Annotated in this window: 16 protein-coding genes and 1 riboswitch; of the genes, 14 read left to right on the top strand and 2 right to left on the bottom strand. The window is 61.9% G+C overall.

All coding sequences use genetic code 11. The features are described from left to right. The first annotated feature begins 1 nt into the window (after position 1). The 8 genes from RA25_RS19030 to RA25_RS18995 all read left to right on the top strand — a co-directional run bounded on the left by RA25_RS19030 (position 2) and on the right by RA25_RS18995 (position 10,370). Positions 2 to 2,017 carry a putative 2-aminoethylphosphonate ABC transporter permease subunit gene (locus tag RA25_RS19030; RefSeq protein WP_039174455.1) on the top strand — a complete coding sequence of 672 codons (2,016 nt, stop codon included), beginning with the start codon at positions 2 to 4 and terminating at the stop codon, positions 2,015 to 2,017. A 195-nt stretch (positions 2,018 to 2,212) separates the two neighbouring features. Continuing rightward, on the top strand, positions 2,213 to 4,111 hold the full coding sequence (locus RA25_RS19025) for a methyl-accepting chemotaxis protein (protein WP_039174454.1): 1,899 nt from the start codon (positions 2,213 to 2,215) through the stop codon (positions 4,109 to 4,111). 27 nt (positions 4,112 to 4,138) lie between these two features. Further along, positions 4,139 to 4,993, top strand: coding sequence for a CheR family methyltransferase (locus RA25_RS19020; RefSeq protein WP_052254299.1), 855 nt, complete (start codon positions 4,139 to 4,141; stop codon positions 4,991 to 4,993). Further along, positions 4,984 to 5,475, top strand: a complete 492-nt coding sequence (locus RA25_RS19015) for a chemotaxis protein CheD (RefSeq protein WP_039174452.1) — start codon at positions 4,984 to 4,986, stop codon at positions 5,473 to 5,475. The genes RA25_RS19020 and RA25_RS19015 overlap by 10 nt, the downstream gene beginning before the upstream one ends. Then, positions 5,472 to 7,085 (top strand): chemotaxis protein CheW, encoded by a 1,614-nt coding sequence (locus RA25_RS19010; protein WP_039174451.1) that lies wholly within the window; start codon positions 5,472 to 5,474, stop codon positions 7,083 to 7,085. The genes RA25_RS19015 and RA25_RS19010 overlap by 4 nt, the downstream gene beginning before the upstream one ends. Positions 7,086 to 7,223: 138 nt before the next feature. Then, positions 7,224 to 7,416, top strand: a riboswitch (cobalamin riboswitch). 139 nt (positions 7,417 to 7,555) lie between these two features. Then, the gene (locus tag RA25_RS19005; RefSeq protein ID WP_019297876.1) at positions 7,556 to 8,566 is read left to right on the top strand and encodes an ABC transporter substrate-binding protein; all 1,011 of its coding nucleotides are present in this window, start codon (positions 7,556 to 7,558) and stop codon (positions 8,564 to 8,566) included. Further along, entirely contained in the window at positions 8,563 to 9,612 is a 1,050-nt protein-coding gene (locus RA25_RS19000; protein WP_039174449.1) for a FecCD family ABC transporter permease, read from the top strand. Before RA25_RS19005 ends, RA25_RS19000 begins: the two co-directional genes overlap by 4 nt. Then, positions 9,609 to 10,370 carry an ABC transporter ATP-binding protein gene (locus RA25_RS18995; protein ID WP_039174447.1) on the top strand — a complete coding sequence of 254 codons (762 nt, stop codon included), beginning with the start codon at positions 9,609 to 9,611 and terminating at the stop codon, positions 10,368 to 10,370. The genes RA25_RS19000 and RA25_RS18995 overlap by 4 nt, the downstream gene beginning before the upstream one ends. Positions 10,371 to 10,408: 38 nt before the next feature. Here RA25_RS18995 and RA25_RS18990 read toward each other — a convergent pair whose 3' ends face one another. Next, the gene (locus tag RA25_RS18990) at positions 10,409 to 11,293 is read right to left on the bottom strand and encodes a LysR family transcriptional regulator (protein WP_019297873.1); all 885 of its coding nucleotides are present in this window, start codon (positions 11,291 to 11,293) and stop codon (positions 10,409 to 10,411) included. 104 nt (positions 11,294 to 11,397) lie between these two features. Here RA25_RS18990 and RA25_RS18985 point away from each other — a divergent pair, with 104 nt between their 5' ends. The 6 genes from RA25_RS18985 (at position 11,398) to RA25_RS18960 (ending at position 19,205) form a co-directional block, all read left to right on the top strand. Further along, complete coding sequence (locus tag RA25_RS18985) at positions 11,398 to 12,843, top strand: aldehyde dehydrogenase family protein (RefSeq protein ID WP_039174526.1); 1,446 nt, start codon at positions 11,398 to 11,400, stop codon at positions 12,841 to 12,843. Between the two features lie 136 nt (positions 12,844 to 12,979). After that, complete coding sequence (locus RA25_RS18980) at positions 12,980 to 13,963, top strand: membrane dipeptidase (RefSeq protein ID WP_039174446.1); 984 nt, start codon at positions 12,980 to 12,982, stop codon at positions 13,961 to 13,963. Positions 13,964 to 13,966: 3 nt separating this feature from the next. After that, complete coding sequence (locus RA25_RS18975) at positions 13,967 to 15,655, top strand: hypothetical protein (RefSeq protein ID WP_039174445.1); 1,689 nt, start codon at positions 13,967 to 13,969, stop codon at positions 15,653 to 15,655. Beyond that, positions 15,652 to 16,281, top strand: a complete 630-nt coding sequence (locus tag RA25_RS18970; RefSeq protein WP_039174444.1) for a DUF3726 domain-containing protein — start codon at positions 15,652 to 15,654, stop codon at positions 16,279 to 16,281. Before RA25_RS18975 ends, RA25_RS18970 begins: the two co-directional genes overlap by 4 nt. A gap of 12 nt (positions 16,282 to 16,293) precedes the next feature. Next, positions 16,294 to 17,304 carry an Ldh family oxidoreductase gene (locus RA25_RS18965; RefSeq protein WP_039150523.1) on the top strand — a complete coding sequence of 337 codons (1,011 nt, stop codon included), beginning with the start codon at positions 16,294 to 16,296 and terminating at the stop codon, positions 17,302 to 17,304. A gap of 77 nt (positions 17,305 to 17,381) precedes the next feature. After that, positions 17,382 to 19,205, top strand: a complete 1,824-nt coding sequence (locus RA25_RS18960; RefSeq protein WP_039174443.1) for a BCCT family transporter — start codon at positions 17,382 to 17,384, stop codon at positions 19,203 to 19,205. 189 nt (positions 19,206 to 19,394) lie between these two features. Here RA25_RS18960 and katG read toward each other — a convergent pair. Further along, positions 19,395 to 21,148: catalase/peroxidase HPI (gene katG / locus RA25_RS18955; RefSeq protein WP_039174525.1), on the bottom strand; the 1,754-nt coding region annotated here is incomplete at its 5' end.

Below are 21,148 nucleotides of genomic sequence, written 5' to 3'. Positions count from 1 at the left end.
GATGACTGATACCACGCAATCCGTCATGCCCGCTGGTCCTGTGATCAAGGGCAAACTCAGCCGCGACGACATCATTATGCGCGGCAGCATGATCATCATCGCGCTTTACCTTGTCGTGTCGCTGGTCTTTCCGCTCTATGCAATGCTGTCGAAATCCTTTTCCACGTACCGGGTAGAGCTGTCGCAATATGAATTCCAGATCAGCGATGAGGCGGGCCAGTTCGATGGCAGCGTCCTGACCGGCTCGGACCTGAACGCCCGCACCGCCACCTTTGCCGATGAAGATCTTTCCACGGGCGCCGACGGGCGGCTGCCGGTCACCGGTTTCTTCCCGGACTTCAGCTTCCGCAGCCCGGTGATGTACCAGATCCGCAATGCCTCTGATACCGGCCGTTTCCTGATCGGTTCCAACCTGCAAACCGGCACTGAGTGGGTCACGCTCGACTCCAACACCTTCCGCCGGGTGCAGCTGCGGCCGGTGAAGGCACAAGGCATAGACAACTTCGTCTCCTACTTCTCGACGCCTGCGCTGTTCAACTCGATCAAGAATTCTCTGTGGATTGCGGTGCTCAGCACGGTTGTCACCGTTTCGCTTGCCTTCTGGTTCGCCTACGCGCTGAACCGCAGCTGCATGAAGTACAAGGGTTTGTTCCGCCTCATTGCCATGGCGCCGATCCTGGTACCGTCGCTGCTTCCGGGTATCGCGCTGGTCTACCTTTTCGGCAATCAGGGCATGATCAAGGAACTCTTATTCGGCGCCAGTATTTACGGCCCCATAGGCATTGTGATCGGCTCGGTTTTCTTCACCTTCCCGCATGCCTTCATCATCATCTCGACTGCGCTGGCCATTTCGGACGCCCGCCTTTACGAGGCCGCCGCCAGCCTCCGCTCCACCCCTTGGCGCACCTTCTGGACGGTCACTGTGCCCGGCGCGCGCTATGGCCTGATTTCGGCAGCCTTTGTGGTCTTCAATCTGGTGATCACCGACTTTGGCCTGCCCAAGGTGATCGGCGGCCAGTTCAACGTGCTGGCGGTGGACATTTATAAGCAGGTGATCGGCCAGCAGAACTTTGAAATGGGCGCGGTGGTCTCCGTGGTGCTGGTGATCCCGGCAATCCTTGCCTTTGCCATCGACCGCATGGTGCAGTCCAAGCAGGTGGCGCTGCTGTCGGCGCGCTCGGTCCCGTATGAGCCGCAGCCGAACAAGAAGATGGACCGTATCTTCTTTGCCTATTGCTCGCTCATCGGCCTGTTCATCGCCGGGCTGCTGGCGGTCTGCCAGTTTGCGGCGCTGATCAAATTCTGGCCCTACGATCTCAGCTTCAGCCTGAACAACTACCAGTTCGACAAGATGGATGGCGGCGGCTGGGGCTCTTATGTGAACTCCATCAAGCTGGCGCTGATGACAGCTGTGGCCGGTACCGCGGTGGTGTTCTTTGGCGCCTATCTGGTGGAGAAATCCAAGGGCTTCCGCACCGGGCGCGCCATCTTCCAGATGTTTGCGATGCTGCCGATGGCCATTCCAGGGATGGTTCTGGGGCTGGCCTACATCTTCTTTTTCAACAACCCGTCCAATCCGCTCAATGCGATCTACGGCACTATGGCGATCCTGGTCGTCTGCACCGTCACCCACTTCTATACGGTGTCGCATCTGACGGCGGTTACCGCTCTCAAGCAGATGGACCGGGAGTTTGAATCCGTTGCCGCCTCGCTCAAGCAGCCCACGATGAAGCTGTTTGCCCGCGTCACGGTGCCGGTCTGCCTGCCTGCGGTGCTGGACATCTCGATCTACCTGTTTGTCAACGCGATGACGACGGTGTCGGCGGTGGTGTTTCTCTACTCACCCAAGACCACGCTGGCCTCGATTGCGGTGCTGAACATGGATGACGCAGGCGACATCGCCCCGGCAGCGGCCATGGGGATGATGATCTTCTACACCAACGCGCTGGCGCGGATCATCCACCTGCTGGCATCACGGGGAATCCTGAGAAAGACCCAGGCCTGGCGCAGCCGCTGACCGCTGTTTTCGCCAGGAAGCCCAATGGGGGCCGGTGCAGCCAGAAGGCGCTGCGCCGACCTTCAGTTAATTCCATGAGTTGTATTTTAGAGATAAAGCGGGAGTTAAATGCAGCCCTAAGGTGCATTGGTATCGTGTTGTTAATAGCTGTTCCCCAATTTGGCCTGGAAACGTTTTTATGAGTGAGGCGAAACTATGGGTGCGAACGAAACGGCAGCAGCGCCAGAGGTTGATCAGGCCAGAGAGGACCTTCAGGGCGTCGTGGACGCCATCAACCGTGTCCAGGCCGTTATCGAATTTGAGTTGGATGGCACGATCCTAACGGCGAACGAAAATTTCTTGGCAGCGGTTGGTTACACGCTGGAGGAGATTCAGGGCAAGCACCATCGCATGTTCTGCGACCCCGCCTATGCGGCATCCGATGAATACCGGGATTTCTGGCTGCAGCTTGCGATGGGCGAATTTTCGTCCGGTGAGTACAAGCGCTTTGGCAAGAACGGTGCCGAGGTATGGATCAATGCCTCATACAACCCGGTCTTCGATGCCGCTGGCAAGCCTAGCAAAGTGGTCAAGTTTGCCACCAATGTCACCGACGAGAAGCTTCGCACGGCTGAGCAGGACGGCAAGATCGCTGCCATCAGCCGGGCTCAGGCGGTTATCGAATTCAAGCTGGATGGCACGATCCTGACCGCCAACGAGAATTTCCTGGCAACCGTGGGCTACTCGCTCGATGAAATCCGCGGTCAGCATCACCGGATGTTCTGTGATCCCGCCTACGTCAGTTCGGCAGAGTACCAGACATTCTGGTCAGATCTCGCGTCCGGCGAGTTTTCGGCTGGAGAATACAAGCGCTTTGGCAAAGGCGGCAAAGAAATCTGGATCAATGCTTCCTACAATCCGATCTTCAACGCCGAAGGCAAGCCGGTCAAAGTGGTGAAATTTGCCACCAATGTCACCGAAGAAAAGCTTCGCACCGCAGAGCAGGACGGCAAGATGGATGCCATCAGCCGGGCGCAGGCCATGATCGAGTTTGAACTGGACGGCACGATCCTGACCGCCAACCAGAATTTCCTGGCAACCGTGGGCTATTCGCTCGACGAAATCCGCGGCCAGCACCACCGGATGTTCTGTGATCCGGAGTACACAAGCTCGCCTGAATACCAGAAATTCTGGGCGGATTTGGCCTCCGGCGAGTTTTCGGCAGGCGAATACAAACGCTTTGGCAAGGGCGGCAAGGAGGTTTGGATCAACGCCTCCTACAACCCGGTGTTCAATGCCGATGGCAAGCCTTTCAAGGTGGTGAAATTCGCCACCAACATCACAGCCGAAAAACAGGTCGCGCAGGAGGTGACCCGGATAGCGACCCGGTTTGCCGAACAGTCCAAGGAAATTTCTGATCAGGCCCACACGGTCGCCGGCGGCGCCCAGACACTGGGCTGCACCACAGAGGAAATCAGCGCCTCCGTTGAGGAATTGAGTGCCTCGATCGGCTCGATTGCGCAGAACAGCAGTCACTCCGACGAGATCGCCCAGAAAACCAAGGAAGAAGCCGATCTGGGGGCAAAGGCGATTGAACGGTCGATCGAAGCCATGGATCTGATCAACGCGTCCTCCGAGGAAATCAGCGAAATCGTCAAGACGATCAGCGAAATCGCCGGGCAGACTAACCTGCTGGCCTTCAATGCCGCAATCGAGGCCGCGCGGGCGGGCGAACACGGCCTGGGGTTCTCGGTGGTAGCTGACGAGGTGCGCAAGCTGGCAGAGCGGTCGTCGCAATCCGCCAAGGAAATCAGCAAGCTGATCAATGAAACGGTGAAACGGGTGACCCAGGGCAGCGAGGTCTCTCGGGAGGCCGGTGCCGCCTTCACCAAGATCCTGACCGGAATCTCTGACACCACCGATTCCATCGCCCAGATATCCGTGGCCGCCAATGAGCAGCAGACTGCAGCGCGGGACGTCTCCGAAGCTATCCAAAGCATTGTGGACGCGTCCGAAGAGGCCGTCATCGCCTCGGATTCCATCGCAGCTGCAACAGAGGAGCTGAACGCCGGAGCACAGGAGCTGAAAACAGAAGTCGGCCGGCTCGGCTGCTGATTGAGTGCACCGGCGAAAGGACAGGGCATGAGAAAACCTGACACCGACATCACCATGAGCGATGGAGACTTTGCAAAACTCCGCACCATCGTTCACAGGAGTACCGGAATAACCATCGGCGAGACCCGCAAGACAATGCTGGTCAGCCGCCTGCGGCGGCGGCTGCGCGAAGTCGAAGAACCGAGCTTCGCATCTTATATCTCCCGGCTCGCCGCCGACCCTGCGGAGATGCAGGAACTGACAAACCGGGTGACCACCAACGAGACTTACTTTTACCGCACGCCGCGGGTCTGGGATTATTTTCAGGACGTCTTCCTGCCGGAGTTTCAGGCACGGGGGGAGAACCTCAGGATGCGGGCCTGGTCGGCTGCGGCATCGACGGGGGAGGAGGCTCATACCATCGGCACAATTCTGGAGCAGCAGCGGCTGCAGAAACCGGGCTTCGACTATTCCGTGCTGGGCACTGATGTGTCCTCCCGGGTCTTGGAAGTGGCGCAAACCGGTGTTTACAATGGCCGCGCGATTGCCCGCTTCCGCCGGGACCAGCCTGCACTGTTTGCCAGCCACATGAAGGGCAGCGATGCAGAAGGCTACAAAGCTGTGCCGCAGATCCGGGCCCGCCTGAAGTTCAAGCTGCATAACCTGCTGGAAAGGCTTGGCGGCACCAGTCCGTTTGACGTGGTGTTCCTGCGCAACGTGCTGATCTATTTCACTGGCGAAGACCAGGAAAAGATCCTTCAGAATGTGCGGGACTTGATCAAGCCGGATGGCGTCCTGTTCATTGGAGAAAGCGAGACGCTGAACAATCTAAGTACCGGCTTTGAACAAGTGGCGCCGATCATCTACCGGCCCGCCGCCAGGGTAGGCAGCCCATGTGCATGAATGACATCCAGAAAATCCACGTGCAGATCGGCCAGGTGAAAACCGGCCGGGCCGGGCAGTCGCTGAATGCGATCCTCGGCTCCTGCATCGGCTTGGGGCTGCTGTACCCGGCCAAGGGGATTTATGGGCTGGCACATTGCCTGCTTGCCAAGTCCCCGGACAGCTCTGATGCAATATGCGGCAGGCATGTGGACCAGGCTGTCAATTCGCTGCAGTCCCTGATGGAGGTGTCGGGCAAGGAGCTGCGCAAACTCCAGGCGATTGTCGTTGGCGGTGCCAACATGACGATGCCGGCAGATACGGATCCTGCGCGTCTTGTCGGCAGCATCAACGCCCGCTCCGCCTACCGGTCGCTGCGGGACGCCGGCGTCCGCAACATTCACGAGGATGTCGGCGGCATGCAGGGGCGGCAGGTGACCATCAATTGCAGCAGCGGCGAATTCACAGTCAAAGCGATTCCGCGCCTGGGGGGACAATCATGAAACCGGAGACTTCAAACCCGCTGATCCTTGGCGCGCAATCTTCGGCTAGCGATCTGGCAGGCTGCCCAGCGGTTGGAGTTGGGGACAGCAGTGTTCCTCAGAAAGAACCGGCCCAGCCGCACAATGTGCGGGCAAAGCGGGGGAAGCCGGACAAATACGGTTCATTCCTGATCGACGACAGCGAGTTTGCAATCTCCGTCTCGGCGCTCCAGGAGATCGTGAATGAACCGGATGAGATTTCACCTGTGCCGCTTGCGCCGTCCTACATGCTGGGGCTTTTCAACCTCAGGGGCATGATTGTTCCGGTGATTGATTTGCGCAGCCTGCTTGAGTTTCCGGCTATTGAGCGCGCGCTATCGCGCAAGGTTGCAATTGTCGAACATGGCGAACACTGCATTGGCCTTCTTTTCGACAGAACGGGTGAAGTCCTGAACGGAAAAGGCGTGGCGCGGGTCGATTTTCGCCCCAATTGCGACGGCATCAAGGATGTTGTTATCGACGGGGTTTTGAAATTCAATGACGGCGAAAGGCTGGTTCAGGTCCTAGACCCGCACGAACTGCTGAACCTGGAAAAACTGCCGCGGGCTGACAACGGCCCCGGACAGGAAACGGTCAAACTCAGCAGAGGCAAAAAGCTCGCCTGCGTTTCGTTTCAAACCGGCCACACGACCTGCGCCATTGACCTGAGGTTTGTAAAGGAGGTCAGAACCGTTCCCAAGCTGGAACAGTCGCTGCTGGCGGGTGGCAATGTGATCGGCACTGCAAATCTGCGCGGCGTTATTCTGCCCGTCATAGATTTCCGCGGCTTCATGGGAGATAGTGCAAAATTTGTGCTTGGGGCCACGATCCCCAAGGAGCGCAGAATGCTGATCATCGACACCGCAGAAGGGCCGGTCGGGCTCATGGTCTTTTCCATCGACAGCATCCTGCCCTATTTCGAGGATGAAGTTTTGCCCTTTGCCAAACTGGCCCTGCCGCGCGGTGATCTTGTGAACGGGTGTCTGCTGGATAAGAACAACCAAATTGTCATGATGCTTGATCCGGCAAAGCTCTTGCAGGAGCCAAGTTTTGTGGCTGCGGCCAAAGCCTGCCAGGAGATTTTTCCACCCGAGAAATCGGAAGAAGAGGCCGCTGAACTGGAAGCCCGCGCGGCAAGGCGCACATTTATCAAGTTCACTTTCGAGAAACGGTTCGCGCTCGACACCTCTGAAGTCAGCGAAGTGATCAACCGTCCTTTGGACCTGCTCGAACCGCCGTTTTCACTGAGCTTCGTCGAAGGCATCCTGAATTTGCGGGGAGAGCTTATCACCCTTTTCAATCCACGGGTGCTGTATGGGCTGCCGCCCGGGTCCGGCCGCGATCAGAAAGTGCTGATTTTCAAGCATGACGCGCAAAAGTTTGGAATCCTCGTGGACACTGTCGATGAAATAATCATCACGACGGAGAACCGCGTGGCTGAACTGAAGCCCTTGGACCAGCAGAATACCTCCAAGAGCATTGCTGAGGATGTATCCGGGTGCCTGCAGCACAAAACGCCAGACGGCAGGTTCGAGTCGATTTTGATCCTGGATACGAACGCATTGGTGGACCGGTGCTTCAAGGCGGCCTAGAGCGCTCTGCGCCTTCGGATTCTGCAATTAACTGCCGCGGGTCCTGGGTCGATGCCTGCACGGAGCGTGGAGTTGCATGACTAGACCCGAAGAATTCTGCTGACCGACGAAGTTTTTCTTGCCGCAAGAGAAGTGATGCGCTACCCGCGCTTTACCGGTCCCGTAAGGGCTAAGAGGGAATCCGCGGTGCCGCCTGGCGCCAAACGGAACTGCCCCCGCAACTGTAGGCGGCGAGTGCTGTCCCATCGTGTCACTGGGCCTGAAGGGTCCGGGAAGACGGGACAGACAGTGACCCGCCAGTCAGGAGACCTGCCGGTGAAAACCGAAACACACCGGACGGGGTTGTCCGGGGAGGTTGCCGGCTAGATGCGTCGCCCGTTCCTGGCGCCGCAAGAAGGGGAAACCCTCCGCCTTGCTGGTCAATGCCCTTCACCCGTTCTCCGGTCATTGACACATGGAGATCGAAGATCATGTTTCTGCGTTCCGGCCTCATGGGCCTTTCATTCGTTGCGGCAGCTCAGGCCGCAGCAGCCAGCGAAAACTTTCCGCTGACTATTCAAAACTGCGGTGAAACCGTCACTTTCGAGGCACCGGTTGCGTCCTCCGTGACCGTTGGCCAAGCCGCAACAGAGGTACTTTATGCGCTGGGTCTGGGTGGCAAGGTGCTGGGCACCTCGGTCTGGTTCAACGATGTTCTGCCCGAGTACGCCGCACTGAACGACAAGGTTGAGCGCCTGGCCGACAATGACCCAAGCTTTGAAAGCGTTGTGGCCAAGCGCCCGGGCCTGGTGGCTGCCCAGTATGAGTGGCATATCGGCCCCGAAGGCATCGTCGCCAAGCGCGAGCAGTTTCATGATCTTGGTATCCCGACCTATGTGATGCCCGCGGACTGCGTCGGCAAGGACAACACCACCGGCGGCGACGGCACCCGGACCGAGATGTTCACCACCGACAGCCTCTATCAGGGCATTGAGGAATTGGCGGCGATCTTCGGCGAGGCAGAAAAAGGCGCTGAGCTGGTCGCCGACTACAAGGCTCGTGAGGCCGCGGCTGTGGCCAAGGCGCAAGAGGTTGCGCTGGACGACGCCTCCGCTGTGTTCTGGTTCTCCTCGCCCGAGATGGAAAGCGACCCGTTCGTGGCCGGCCAGAAGGGCGCACCGGGCTACATGATGCAGCAGCTGGGCCTGAAAAACGTCATTGAGACCGACGAGGAATGGCCGACCGTCGGTTGGGAGACCATCGCGAAAGCCAACCCGACGGTGATCGTGATTGCCCGTATGGACCGCCGCCGCTTTGCCGCTGATGACTACGAGAAGAAGCTTGAGTTCTTGCGCAATGACCCGGTCGCCAGCCAGATGGATGCGGTTAAAAACAACCGCATCGTGGTGATGGACGCCCAGGCGATGGATGCCACTATCCGTGCCATCCCGGCGCTGGAAGACCTGGCGGAAGAACTCAGCGCGATTGGCAACGGCGCATGAGTGCAGCCGCCGTACTGGCCTGGCAGGGCATCCGGGGCGCTTGCCTTGCCCTGCCGGTGCTGGCCGCGGCGGTTCTGGCAGGCGCAATGATCGGGGAAACCTCGCTTGCGCCTGACCTTGTCTTGTCCGTTTTGGCCAACAAGCTGGCCGGGGCGGGCCTACCGGTGGACCCGGTGGATCAGGGCATCATCTGGAGCTACCGGCTGCCGCGGGCGCTGGTGGCTGCGGCCTGCGGGGCGGCGCTGGCGGTTGCGGGTGTAGTGCTGCAGGCCTTGCTGCGCAACGCGCTGGCGGACCCTTACATTCTGGGCATATCGGCCGGTGCCTCGACCGGGGCGGTGGCGGTCACCATTGCAGGTCTTGGCGGCGGCGCCCTGTCACTGTCCTTTGGTGCCTTTAACGGCGCACTGCTGGCGTTTGGCTTTGTCGCCATTCTGGCGCGGGCCGCCGGGGCAGGGGGCAACCGCGCCGCAGCGGCGCAGATCGTGTTAGCGGGCATTGCCGGCTCGCAGCTATTCAATGCGCTGACCGCTTTCATTATCGCCAAATCCGCCAATGCGGATCAGGCCCGCGGCATCATGTTCTGGCTGATGGGCAACCTCAGCGGTGTGCGCTGGCCGGATGTGTGGCTGGCGGTGCCGCTGGCGCTGGCGGGCTGGATGATCTGCCGCTTTCATGCCCGCGCCCTGGACGCCTTCACCTTTGGCAGCGACTCCGCGGCCTCGCTTGGCATCACGGTCCGCCGGGTGCAGGTGGTGCTGATTTTTGCCACCGCGCTGATGACCGCGGTGATGGTGTCGATCGTCGGCTCGATCGGCTTTGTCGGCCTTGTGATCCCGCATGCGGCACGGTTCCTGGTAGGCCCCGGCCACCGCAGGCTGATGCCAGCAGCGGCGCTGACTGGCGCCGTGTTCCTGATCGCCGCCGATATCGTCTCCCGCATCATCATCCCCGGCCAGGTGCTTCCCATCGGGGTGGTCACCGCTCTGATCGGGGCGCCGTCCTTTGCGGTGATCCTGGTGCGCGGGCAAAGGACTGCGAGATGAGGATCGAAGCCCGCAACCTGTCTTTCTCAGTGCGCGGCAAAACTCTGCTGCAGGACGTCTCGCTGGCGGTGCAGCCGGGTGAGACGCTGGCGCTGGTGGGCCCGAACGGCTCCGGCAAATCAACCCTGATGCGGCTGCTGTCGGGCCTGGCCAAACCCTCGCATGGCGAAGTGCTGCTGGCGGACCAACCGCTGGCCCGGCTGACCCGCCGGGAGATCGCCCAGCGGATCGCCATTGTCGAACAGCAGGCCGACACGGCTGAGCGCATCACCGCACGGTCCGTCGTCGAGCTGGGCCGCACCCCCTGGCTGTCGGCGCTGAAACCCTGGAGCAGCGAAGACACCCAGCTGGTGGACAAGGCGCTGCATACGGTGGAAATGGAGGGCTTCGCGCGCCGCGAATGGGCCACTTTGTCCGGCGGCGAACGGCAACGGCTGCACATTGCCCGCGCCCTTGCGCAACGGCCGGGGCTTCTGCTGCTGGATGAGCCGACAAACCATCTGGACATCCACCACCAGCTGTCCATCCTGAACTGCATCCGGAACCTGCAGGTGACAACCGTGGTGGCCCTGCATGACCTGAACCAGGCCCTGACTTGCGACCGTGTGGCGGTGCTGTCACACGGGCGCCTGGTGGCCTGCGGCGCACCCAGCCAGGCATTGGCTCCGGAAACCGTATCTGAGATTTTCGGCATCCAAGCACGCTGGGTCCAGGATGCCGAGGGCGCGGGTCCCTTTCTGTCCTTCCAATTGGCCTGAGACATCAGGGGGACTGGCGCCCAGCCATGCCGGATTTTTCAGCTTAGCTCGCCGGAAAGGTCGCAGGACTGAATGAAGGCGCAGCACTCCTCTGTCAGTGCGGAAAAGCGGGACCGTTCGCGCTGGTACAAGTAAACCTCCCGCTTGTCGGGAAGATCGGCAATCGGGCGGAAGGCAGTGGCCTCCGGCATGAACCGGGCAACTGTCTGTGGCAGAACCGTGACCCATTTTCCGGTCCGGACCATGGTGATGAGCGAATGGGTGTTGTGGATCGTCACGTCGGCATTACTGCTGGCCTCAACGAAGCGCTCGTTACGGATCAGGCTGCATAGGGCGTTGCGGACAAAGGATGCACCGATCACATCAGCAATGGTAGGGGCAGCCTCCTGCTGGTACAGCGGATGATCGGTGGAACAGACCAAGCCAAAGCGGTCCTCGAACAGAGGCACGGCCCTGACGCCATTCAGCGGATGATAGCCGGAGGCGATGCCGATATCGGCCTTTCCCTCCGCCAGTGCATCCAGCACCTCCTGGGTGTCGGTGTCGCGCAGTTCCACCTTGAGGCCCGGATGCCGTGCCGTCATGTGCTCCAGCACTGCCGGGAAAACCAGTGCCGCAACCGATGGAACCGACACGATCTGCAACAGGCCGTGGGCTGCTTCTGCCGCCAATTCGATGCTTTGCACGGTTTGGTCGAAACGCCGGACCTGCTGCTGGGCCAGTTCAAAAACCTGCGCGCCCAAAGGCGATAGCTGGTTTTTGCGCTCGCCCTCGAACAGCCGTTTGCCCAGATGCTCCTCCATCTGCTTCAGCGTCATTGAAACGGCGGATTGGGTCCGGCCCAGCCGGTTGGCGGCCTCGGACAAGTTGCCGGTCTGGGCCACAGTGCAGAAGGCGCGCAGCATTTCGATTTTCAATGCCATGCTTCAAAAATCCTGAAGTTCTTTACAGTTTATTGAGTTTGACTGATGCTGTTGGTGGAGTCCATCCTGCTGCAAACCTGAAATTCAGCATCTGGGGCTTCTCCGTGACCAAACTGAACCTGATTGCCGGCGAATGGCTGGCGGGCGAAAGCGAAATCGAAAACCGCAACCCTTCGGATCTGAGCGATCTGGTCGGCATGTTTGCCCAGGCCAGCTCCGATCAGCTGGAAGCGACCCTGGATCAGGCGCAGATCGCACAGCGCGAATGGGCCGCCTACGGCCTGGAGCGCAAGCAGGCGGTGCTGATGAACATCGGCAATGAGCTGATGGCCCGCGCCGAGGAACTGGGCACGCTGCTGAGCCGCGAAGAAGGCAAGCCGCTGGCCGAGGGCAAGGGCGAGGTTTACCGCGCCGGCCAGTTCTTCACCTATTACGCCGCCGAATGCCTGCGCCAGATCGGTGAAAACGCCGACTCAGTTCGCCCCGACATCGAAGTGGACGTGCGCCGCGAGGCCGTGGGCGTGGTGGCAATCATCTCCCCCTGGAACTTCCCGACCGCAACCGCGTCTTGGAAAATCGCGCCGGCGCTCTGCTACGGCAACGCAGTGGTGTGGAAACCCGCGAACATCACCCCGGCGTCCGCCGTGGCCCTGACCGAGATCATCGAGCGTCAGGACATCCCCAAGGGCCTGTTCTCGCTGGTGATGGGCTCCGGCCGTTCGATCGGCCAGCGTCTGGTCGAAAGCCCCAAGGTGAACGCCATTTCCTTCACCGGCTCGGTGCCGGTGGGCAAGGGCATCGCTGCTGCCGCGATCCAGAACCTGACCAAGGTGCAGATGGAGATGGGCTCCAAAAACGCGCTGGCCGTGATGGACGACGCCGACCTGGACCTGGCCGTCACCCTGGCGCTGGGCGGCGCCTTTGGTGGCACCGGCCAGAAATGCACCGCTTCCTCCCGGCTCGTGGTCCACGCAGCCGTGCACGACGCCTTTGTTGAAAAACTGGTGGCGGGTGCGCAGGCGATGAAAGTGGGCCACGCGCTGGAAGCGGGCGTGCAGATGGGCCCGGTGGTCAGCGAGCAGCAGCTGAACGAGAACCTGGCCTATGCCGACCTTGGCAAATCCGAAGGTGCGGAGCTGGCATGCGGCGGCCAGCGCCTGGAGATGCCGCACGAGGGCTTCTACATGTCGCCGGGCGTGTTCCTGAACACCACCAACGACATGCGCATCAACCGCGAGGAAATGTTCGCGCCGCTGACCAGCGTTATCAAGGTCGGCAGCTATGACGAGGCGCTGTCGGTGGTGAACGACACCAATTTCGGCCTGACCTCCGGCATCGTCACCCAGTCGCTGGCCCGCGCCACCCATTTCCGCCGCAACGCGCGCACCGGTGTGGTGACCGTCAACCTGCCGACCGCAGGCACCGACTATCACGTGCCCTTCGGCGGCCGCGGCGACAGCTCCTATGGCCCGCGCGAGCAGGGCAAGGCGGCGGCGGAATTCTACACCACCGTTAAGACCGCCTACATCAGCGCCGGCAAGCCGGTCTGAGACTGAAATCCTGGCCGCGCCGAAGACCGGCCTGCCAGTTTGCGGAAGCGCCCGCCCTCCTTGTTTCCCCTGTGGCGGGCGCATCCTGCCCGCCGCCTAGGGCCGGGTGCGCGACTTTGATAACCGAGGTGCTTGAATGACCGGATACCGTATCGACTGCCTGCAATATGCCAACTGGTCCGGGAAAATCTTCCGCCAGCTGCGCGAGGGCGGCGTGGACGCGATCCATGTCACCATTGCCTATCACGAGACCTTCCGCGAGACGGTCCTGAACTTCGAGAAATGGAACCGCTGGTTCGAGCAGTACCCGGATCTGATCATGAAGGGGCAGTGGGCCTCTGACATTGACAAGGCCCGCGAAACCGGCCGTACCGCGGTGTTCTTCGGCTTCCAGAACCCCTCGCCGATGGAGGATGACATCGGCTTGGTCGAGATCCTGCACACGCTCGGAGCCCGCTTCATGCAGCTCACCTACAATAACCAGTCGCTGCTGGCGACCGGCTGTTACGAGGCTGAGGACATGGGGATCACCCGCATGGGCAAGCAGGTGATCAAGGAGATGAACCGGGTCGGCCTGGTCGTGGACATGAGCCACTCCGCCGACCGCTCCACCATCGAGGCGGCGGAGATTTCTACCCGCCCCATCGCCATAACTCATGCCAACCCGCACGAGTGGTCGCCCGCGCTGCGCAACAAGAAGGACGACGTGATCCGCGCGGTGACCGGCCACGGCGGCATGCTGGGCTTCTCGGTCTATCCGCACCATCTGAAAGATAAATCTAACTGCACCTTGCAAAGCTTCTGCGAGATGGTCGCACGCACCGCCGAGAAATACGGGGTGGAGCATCTCGGGATCGGCACCGATCTTTGCCAGGACCAGCCCGACAGCATCGTTGAATGGATGCGGGTCGGCCGCTGGACGAAAGAGATCGACTACGGCGAAGGATCAGCCGCCGCGCCGGGCTTCCCGGAAATGCCAAGCTGGTTCAAGGACAACCGCGACTTTGGAAACATCGAAGAAGGCCTTCGCGCGACGGGCATGAACGATGACGAGGTCAGCGGCATCATGGGCGGGAACTGGTACCGGTTCTTTGCCGAAAACTTTGGCCCAAAGGGATAGGTCATGGAAACAACCGCGCAGACAACGATATCACGACGGGACCCGGCGCAGGTCATGCGCCTCAGCCGGCTTGGCTCATTGCACCAGTGCCGCCTCAGCTTCATGCGGGTGCTGACACGCCGCATGGCCCGGGAAAACTGGAGCTTTGCGCGCCCCAAGTTCGATATCGATGCCAAGGGCGTCGGTGTGGCGGTTTATACCGCTACCGGCCCTGCGCGGACCTATTCCCTGATTGCCTTTGCCCATGACTTGCCGCCGGAGATGCGCTCGGACCGGGTGATCGCCACCGCCTGGGATGCGACCTTCACCCTGTTCGACGGGGTTCCCTCGGACGCCGACATTGAGCGGCTGTCGAAGAACGTTCCCTATCAGGAGGCGGGCCGGGTCAACGAGAAATCCCTGTCGGTCTCCCGTGCCAACCGCTCGGTGCGCCTCTGGGCGCATTTTGTTGACGCGCTGTCGCAGGGCCAGCAGCCTGACCCCGCGCAGGTGGACGCCGTCGGCTACCTGATGCGCACCACCGCCGTCTACGGCTCCGGCAAGCTGGGTGCTGCGGACCGGGAGGCAATTGCAGACCGCCCCGAACTCAACGCGCCATTCCAGGCAGAGATGCTCTCGGTCTATCTGACCCGGGTCTTTGTGCGTGATCTGGTGGAGCATATGGCCTGTGCCAAGGGCGGCGATAAAGCGGTGCCGCTGGCACCCGAAACCGCGCGGCGGCTGGGTATCGGCAATTCCACCGGCCTGGGCATGGCGCCCTACATCGTCAACCACCCGGTGCTGTTCAACAATTGGATCATGGCACGGGAAGAGGCGATTGCCCGCGTGCGCTCGGTCGAGACCGCCACCGCTGAGGAAGCCGCCTGCTTCCGTCGCATGCTGCGGCGGAGTGAGCTGTCGGCAGCGCGCTGGCGCTCCGAACACCCGGTGCAGATCGAAAAGCTTGCCAGCCTGCACAAGGACCTTGAGGCGCTGGCCGCATGGGCCGCCGCAGATGATCTGCTCAACGATAAACCCTGGGACCGCTTGATCCGCTGGAGCGAGACGGAGCTGAGCCTTGAAGGTCAGGAATTGGCGGCTTCGCTGATCCTGGAACCCTATGCCGAGCTGGTGGACGGGCTGTCCGACTGCATGGCCGACGCCAACAAGGATGCTTTCATCATCGATGGCGCCATGCCGGTTGCGCAGGTGCGGGAGCTGCTGAAGGACAGCTTTGGCTGGGCGCTGGATCTGGACTGGTCTGCGCGCGAAAACTGCGCCCGCGCCTGGTATGTCTCGGAGGAGAAACTGGAGCCGCGCATGGGCGAACGCTTCGACGAACCGATTGCCGAATACGAGCAGCCGCTGGCCCCGGCACGCGACGCCGCCGCGGCCCATGCAGCGCTGGCAGGTTGGAATGCCGATGAACCCATCGCAGCCTTCCTGCTGCGCCATCCGGAACACCGCCACACTGTGCGCCGGGCGCAGATGAGCCAAGTGGCGCCTTATGGCGAGATCCGCAGCAACACCATCAGCGACCGGGTACTGCCGATCGACATGCTGCGGGCGAAACTCTCGTTCTTCGGCGCCACCCATTTCGACCCGCGCTCCGACCGCTGGGTGCGGATCTGCATGTATGCGGGCGCGCCGTATCCCGAAGACCTGACCACCGCCAACGCCGACCTGTGGGTTTATCCGGAGCCAAACCAATGAGCTATGCGCTGAACGAAGTCGAAGCCACCGCCAAACGCGCCGCCCGCGGCGCAGGCTACGACTGGGGGCTGGCCGAGGAAGCAGCCAAAGCTACCCGCTGGCTCTGCGCGCAAGGTTTGGATGGTGCCGCTGTGCTGGCTAGTCTGCTGGAGGCAGGATACGCCGCGGATCTGTCCGCCCATGTGCCGCAAGACCTGCAAGCGGAGTGGAAGGCGGCAGTGCCGCTCTGCCCGCTGGGCACCGGTGCGACGCTCTCGGATTGTGCCGCACAGCTGAAATCTGCACCGCTCGCCATCGGGCTGCTCTCCCAGCCCGCAATGATCCTGCCCTTTGCCGCTTTGACTGCACGCCAGCTTGGCACCTGTGTCACGATCGTAAGCGATGGCTTTCAGGCCGTCACTGATGGCGCCGCGCTGCAATGCGAAGGTGTCCTGCCGGAAACGGCAGCCCGGCTGACCATCCGAGCGGCCGGCAGCCTGTCAAACCCATATCCGACCCGAACCCGGGCCGAACCGGAGGAGGCGGCCTGGGCCGTCCTGAACCGCTATGCCCATAAAACCTACGCTCCGGCCACCGAGGAGTCGCGCCGTCTTGGCGCCGGCGCCGGGCTGTCGGACAACGACTGAAGAGGCACCGATATGACCGAAACCAAAACCCTGACCCTTGCCGAGATCGAGGATATCGCTTTCCGTGCCCTGGTGGCCGCAGGCACCTCCGAGGCCAACGCCCGCCCGCTGGCCGTTGCCACCGCAGCGACCGAGGCGGACGGCGTGGCCAGCCATGGCCTCGCCTATATCCCGATCTATGCCGAGCACGTGCAATGCGGCAAGGTGGACGGGCAGGCGGCACCGGTTCTGAACCGCCCGCGCCCCGGCGTCGTGGCGGTGGATGCCGCCACAGGCTTTGCCCATTCCGCGATTGATATGGGCTTTGAGGCCCTGATCCCGGCAGCACGGGAGCAGGGCATCGCGGTCCTTGCCATCCGCAACAGCTACAACTGCGGTGTTCTTGGCTACCACACCGCCCGCCTGGCCCGGGCCGGGCTGGTGGGGCTGGGCTTTACCAACGCGCCGGCGTCGATTGCACCCTCGGGCGGCAAGAAACCGGTAGTTGGCACCAACCCGTTCTCTGTTGCTGTTCCGGGCGTGGACGGTGAGCCGGAGTTGCTGATCGACCAGAGCGCCAGCACCATCGCCAAAAGCGAAGTGATGAAGCACGCCCGCGAGGGCAGGGAGATTCCGCTGGGCTGGGCGCTGGACGCTGACGGCAATCCGACCACCGATCCGGATGCGGGCCTCAAGGGCTCGATGGCGCCTTCGGGCGGCTACAAGGGCGTGGGCGTGGCACTGCTCACCGAAATCATGGCCGCCGCGCTGACCGGTGCCACCCTCGGCATCAACGCATCGCCGTTTTCCGGCACCGCAGGCGGGCCGCCGAAAACCGGCCAGATGTTCATCGCAATCGACCCGGGTGCGACAGCAAATGACGCTTTTGGTGCTGGAATGGCCGGGATCGTGGAAGCGGTGCGCAGCCAAGACGGCGCACATCTGCCCGGAGACGGGCGGCGGGCAAAACGCTTGCAAGCCCGTCAGGACGGCGTCGCTGTCAGCGTTGCAACGCTGGCAAGGATCGAAGCCCTGCTGGGCTGACGCCAGATACCGGCGGTTGCGCGAACCGCCGGACAATCCGCACCCCGGTGCGGCACGTGCGAAACGGGAGGAAACGCATGTCAATAAAGCAACCTTTTACGGATCTGGAGATCAAGACCTCCGACGATGGCTTCTATAAGGGGCACAGCGTCGAGATCGCCTTGCTCAGCAAGGGGATCATGGTCGCCCTGGTTCTCTGGGCACTGGTCTGGCCGGCAAACGCCACGGGCGTTCTGGGCAGCCTCAACTGGCGGATCCTTGAGGATTTCAACGCCTTCTACATCGTCATCGTCGGTTTCTTCGCCTTTTTCCTGTTTGTGGTCGCCGCATTGCCGCAAACCGGTAAACGGATCATGGGGGGACCGGGCCAGGGCAAGGAGTTCTCGGATTTCTCCTGGTTCTCGATGATGTTCGGCGCCGGTCTGGGCGTTGGCCTGATGGTCTTTGCAACCGCCGAACCGCTGGGCCTCTGGGGCTCCAACCCGGTGGTCCTGGCTCAGGAAGTGACCGGCAACACCGAAGAATCCATCCAGTCCGGCTTCCGCTACACGTTCCTGCACTACGGCTTCCATGCCTGGGCGATCTATGTGGTAACCGGCCTGTCGCTGGCCTACTACGCCTATACACGCGACATGCCGCTGACCATCCGTACCGCGCTGACGCCGCTGTTTGGCAAGCTGATGAACGGCTTCGCTGGCCACGTCGTTGACGTGCTGGGTGTTGTTGCTACCATCCTGGGTGTGTCCGTGACTATCGGCTTCGGCGTTTCCCAGTTCGTGGACGGCGTCTATGCGATCACCGGCATGGAATGGATGATGGACATGAGCGGCGACGCGCCTGCTCCGGGCACCGTTGGCCTGCTGGCGGGTCTGTTCGCAATCATGGGCCTGTCGATCATCTCGGCTGTCTCCGGCGTGGGCCGCGGCGTGAAGTATCTGTCGAACCTGAACCTGGTTCTGTCGATCATCCTGCTGCTGACCTTCGTGGTCTTCGGCTCCTTCATGTTCGCCATGACCACCTATGCGTCGGCCTTCGTGGACTACATCCTGCACTTCACCTCGCTGAGCTTCGGCGCCTACGGCCCGCAGTCGCCGGCTGACTTCGCAGCAGCCCTGCCGGCAGAGGCTGCACCTTACGCCGACGCGCTGCGCGGCGGTGCAACCAATGCCTGGGGCTCCTTCGACGGCTTCAAGTCTGGCCTGGAAGGTGAAGCGGCAGCTCTGTCCGACGACGTTCTGGCCGCAACCTATGCAGCCGGTGAAGCACAGCGCCAGTTTGGCTGGCAGGCTGGCTGGACCACCTTCTACTGGGCCTGGTGGATCGCGTTCTCGCCTTTCGTGGGCCTGTTCCTGGCACGGATTTCCCGCGGCCGTTCGGTGCGTGAGTTCATCCTCGGCTGTGTGATCGCACCGGCACTGGTCTGCTTTGCCTGGATGACCATCCTGGGCGGCACCGCCATTGACCTGGAATTGAACGGCGCGGCCGATGGCGCCATCATCGGTGCCTCCAATACTGCCAAGCTGTTCGTGACCCTGCAAAGCATGATCGACGGCGGCCTGCTGTCCGGCATCACCATCATGTGCGTAGTGCTGATCATGACCTTCCTGGTCACCTCGGCAGACTCCGGCATCCTGGTGATGAACACCATCATGTCCGGCGGCGACCAGAACATCGGCAACAAGCACAAGATCGTTTGGGGCCTGATCCTGACCGCAGTGATTGGCACCCTGCTGTTCGCAGGCAAGCAGAACGGCGGCGCAGATCCGATGGAGGCGCTGAAAAGCGCGATGATCATCGGCGCGTTGCCCTTCACCATGGTAATGGGCCTGATGTGCATTTCTCTGGCCAAGGCGCTGTTCCGCGACGGCCAGCGTGAAAAAGCTGCGGCTCCGGCCGAGTAAGAAACAGACACCGGGCAGCGCTGCCGCGTTTGCCCGGCCGTCACCGAAAAGCTCCGGATGGGGCAGGGAAGCCGGGGGAGAAATCCTCCGGCTTTTTTTCTGCCTATGCAGCAACGGGCGGGAAAAAAACCGTGCACAAAAAAACGCCCCGGAAATCCGGGGCGTCTCTGTCTCTTGCCGAGGGGACGCTTAGGCCGCCAGGTCGAACCGGTCGGCGTTCATCACCTTGACCCAGGCCGCAACAAAGTCGCGGACAAAGGCCGCGGCGCCGTCATCCTGAGCATAGACCTCTGCCAGTGCCCGCAGCTGCGAGTTGGAGCCGAACACCAGGTCCGCACGGGTGCCGGTCCATTTGATCGCACCGCTGGCCCGGTCGCGGCCCTCATAGGTGCCGTCGCCAGCCGGTTTCCATTCCACCCCCATATCGGTGACGCCGGTGAAAAAATCGGTGCTCAGCACGCCGGCACGGTCGGTGAAAACGCCATGCTTGGAACCGCCGTGATTGGCGCCCAGCACCCGCAGCCCGCCAACCAGCGCGGTCATTTCCGGCGCACCCAGGGTCAAGAGCTGCGCCCGGTCCACCAGCATCTTCTCGGCCGGGACGCTGTACTCCGCCTTCTGGTAGTTGCGGAAGCCATCGGCCTCCGGCTCCAGCACCGCGAAACCCTCGACGTCGGTCTGCTCCTGGGTGGCATCGGTGCGGCCCGGTGTGAAGGGTACATCGACAGGGTGGCCTGCCGCCTTGGCGGCTTCCTCGACACCGGCGCAGCCCGCCAGCACGATCAGATCGGCCATGGACACCTTCTTGCCGCCCGAAGCGCTGGCGTTGAACTCGCTCTGCACTTGCCCCAGCGCCTTCAGCACCTTTGCCAGCTTGGCAGGCTCGTTGACCTCCCAGTCCTTCTGCGGAGCCAGCCGGATGCGGCCGCCATTGGCCCCGCCGCGCATGTCGGAGCCGCGGAAGGTCGAGGCCGAGGCCCAAGCAGCAGAAACCAGTTCAGGAACCGAAAGCCCGGTATCAAGAACTGCTTTCTTCAGCTGTGAGACGTCCTGTTCGTCCACCAAGGCGTGATCAACCGCTGGCACCGGATCCTGCCAGATCAGGTCTTCTGCAGGCACATCCGCCCCCAGATAGCGCGACTTCGGCCCCATGTCGCGGTGGCACAGCTTGAACCAGGCGCGGGCAAAAGCATCGGCGAATTTCTCCGGGTTGGCGTGGAAATCGCGCGAGATCTTCTCGTATTCCGGGTCCATCCGCAGCGACATGTCGGCGGTGGTCATCATCGGCGCATGTCTCTTGCTCGGGTCATGGGCGTCCACAACCATATGCTCCGGCTTCACGTCCTGCGCCTGCCACTGTTGGGCTCCCGCTGGGCTTTTGACCAGCTTCCACTCATAGCCGAACAGCACGTCGAAATAACCCATGTCCCAGGTGGTCGGGTTCGGCTTCCAGGCCCCTTCGATGCCCGAGGTGGTCGCGTCGCCGCCCTTGCCGGTGCCATGCGTATTGGCCCAGCCAAAGCCCATTTGCTCCATTGCGCCGCCCTCCGGCTCGGCACCCACCAGATCCGGGTCGCCCGCGCCATGCGCCTTGCCGAAGGTGTGGCCGCCCGCCACCAGCGCCACGGTTTCCTCGTCGTTCATGCCCATCCGCGCAAAGGTGTCGCGGACGTCAAAGCCTGACGCCACCGGGTCCGGGTTGCCGTTCGGCCCTTCCGGGTTCACATATATCAGGCCCATCTGCACCGCGGCCAGCGGGTTCTCCAGATCACGGTCGCCAGAGTAGCGCTGGTCGCCCAGCCATTCAGTTTCGGTGCCCCAGTAGATGTCTTCCTCCGGCGCCCAGATATCCTCGCGGCCGCCGCCAAAGCCGAACACCGGCCCGCCCATCGATTCAATGGCGCAGTTGCCTGCCAGGATCATCAGATCCGCCCAGGAGATCT

Source organism: Leisingera sp. ANG-S5, assembly GCF_000813925.1.
Classification (GTDB): domain Bacteria; phylum Pseudomonadota; class Alphaproteobacteria; order Rhodobacterales; family Rhodobacteraceae; genus Leisingera.
This window is presented reverse-complemented; position numbering and strand designations above follow the sequence as displayed.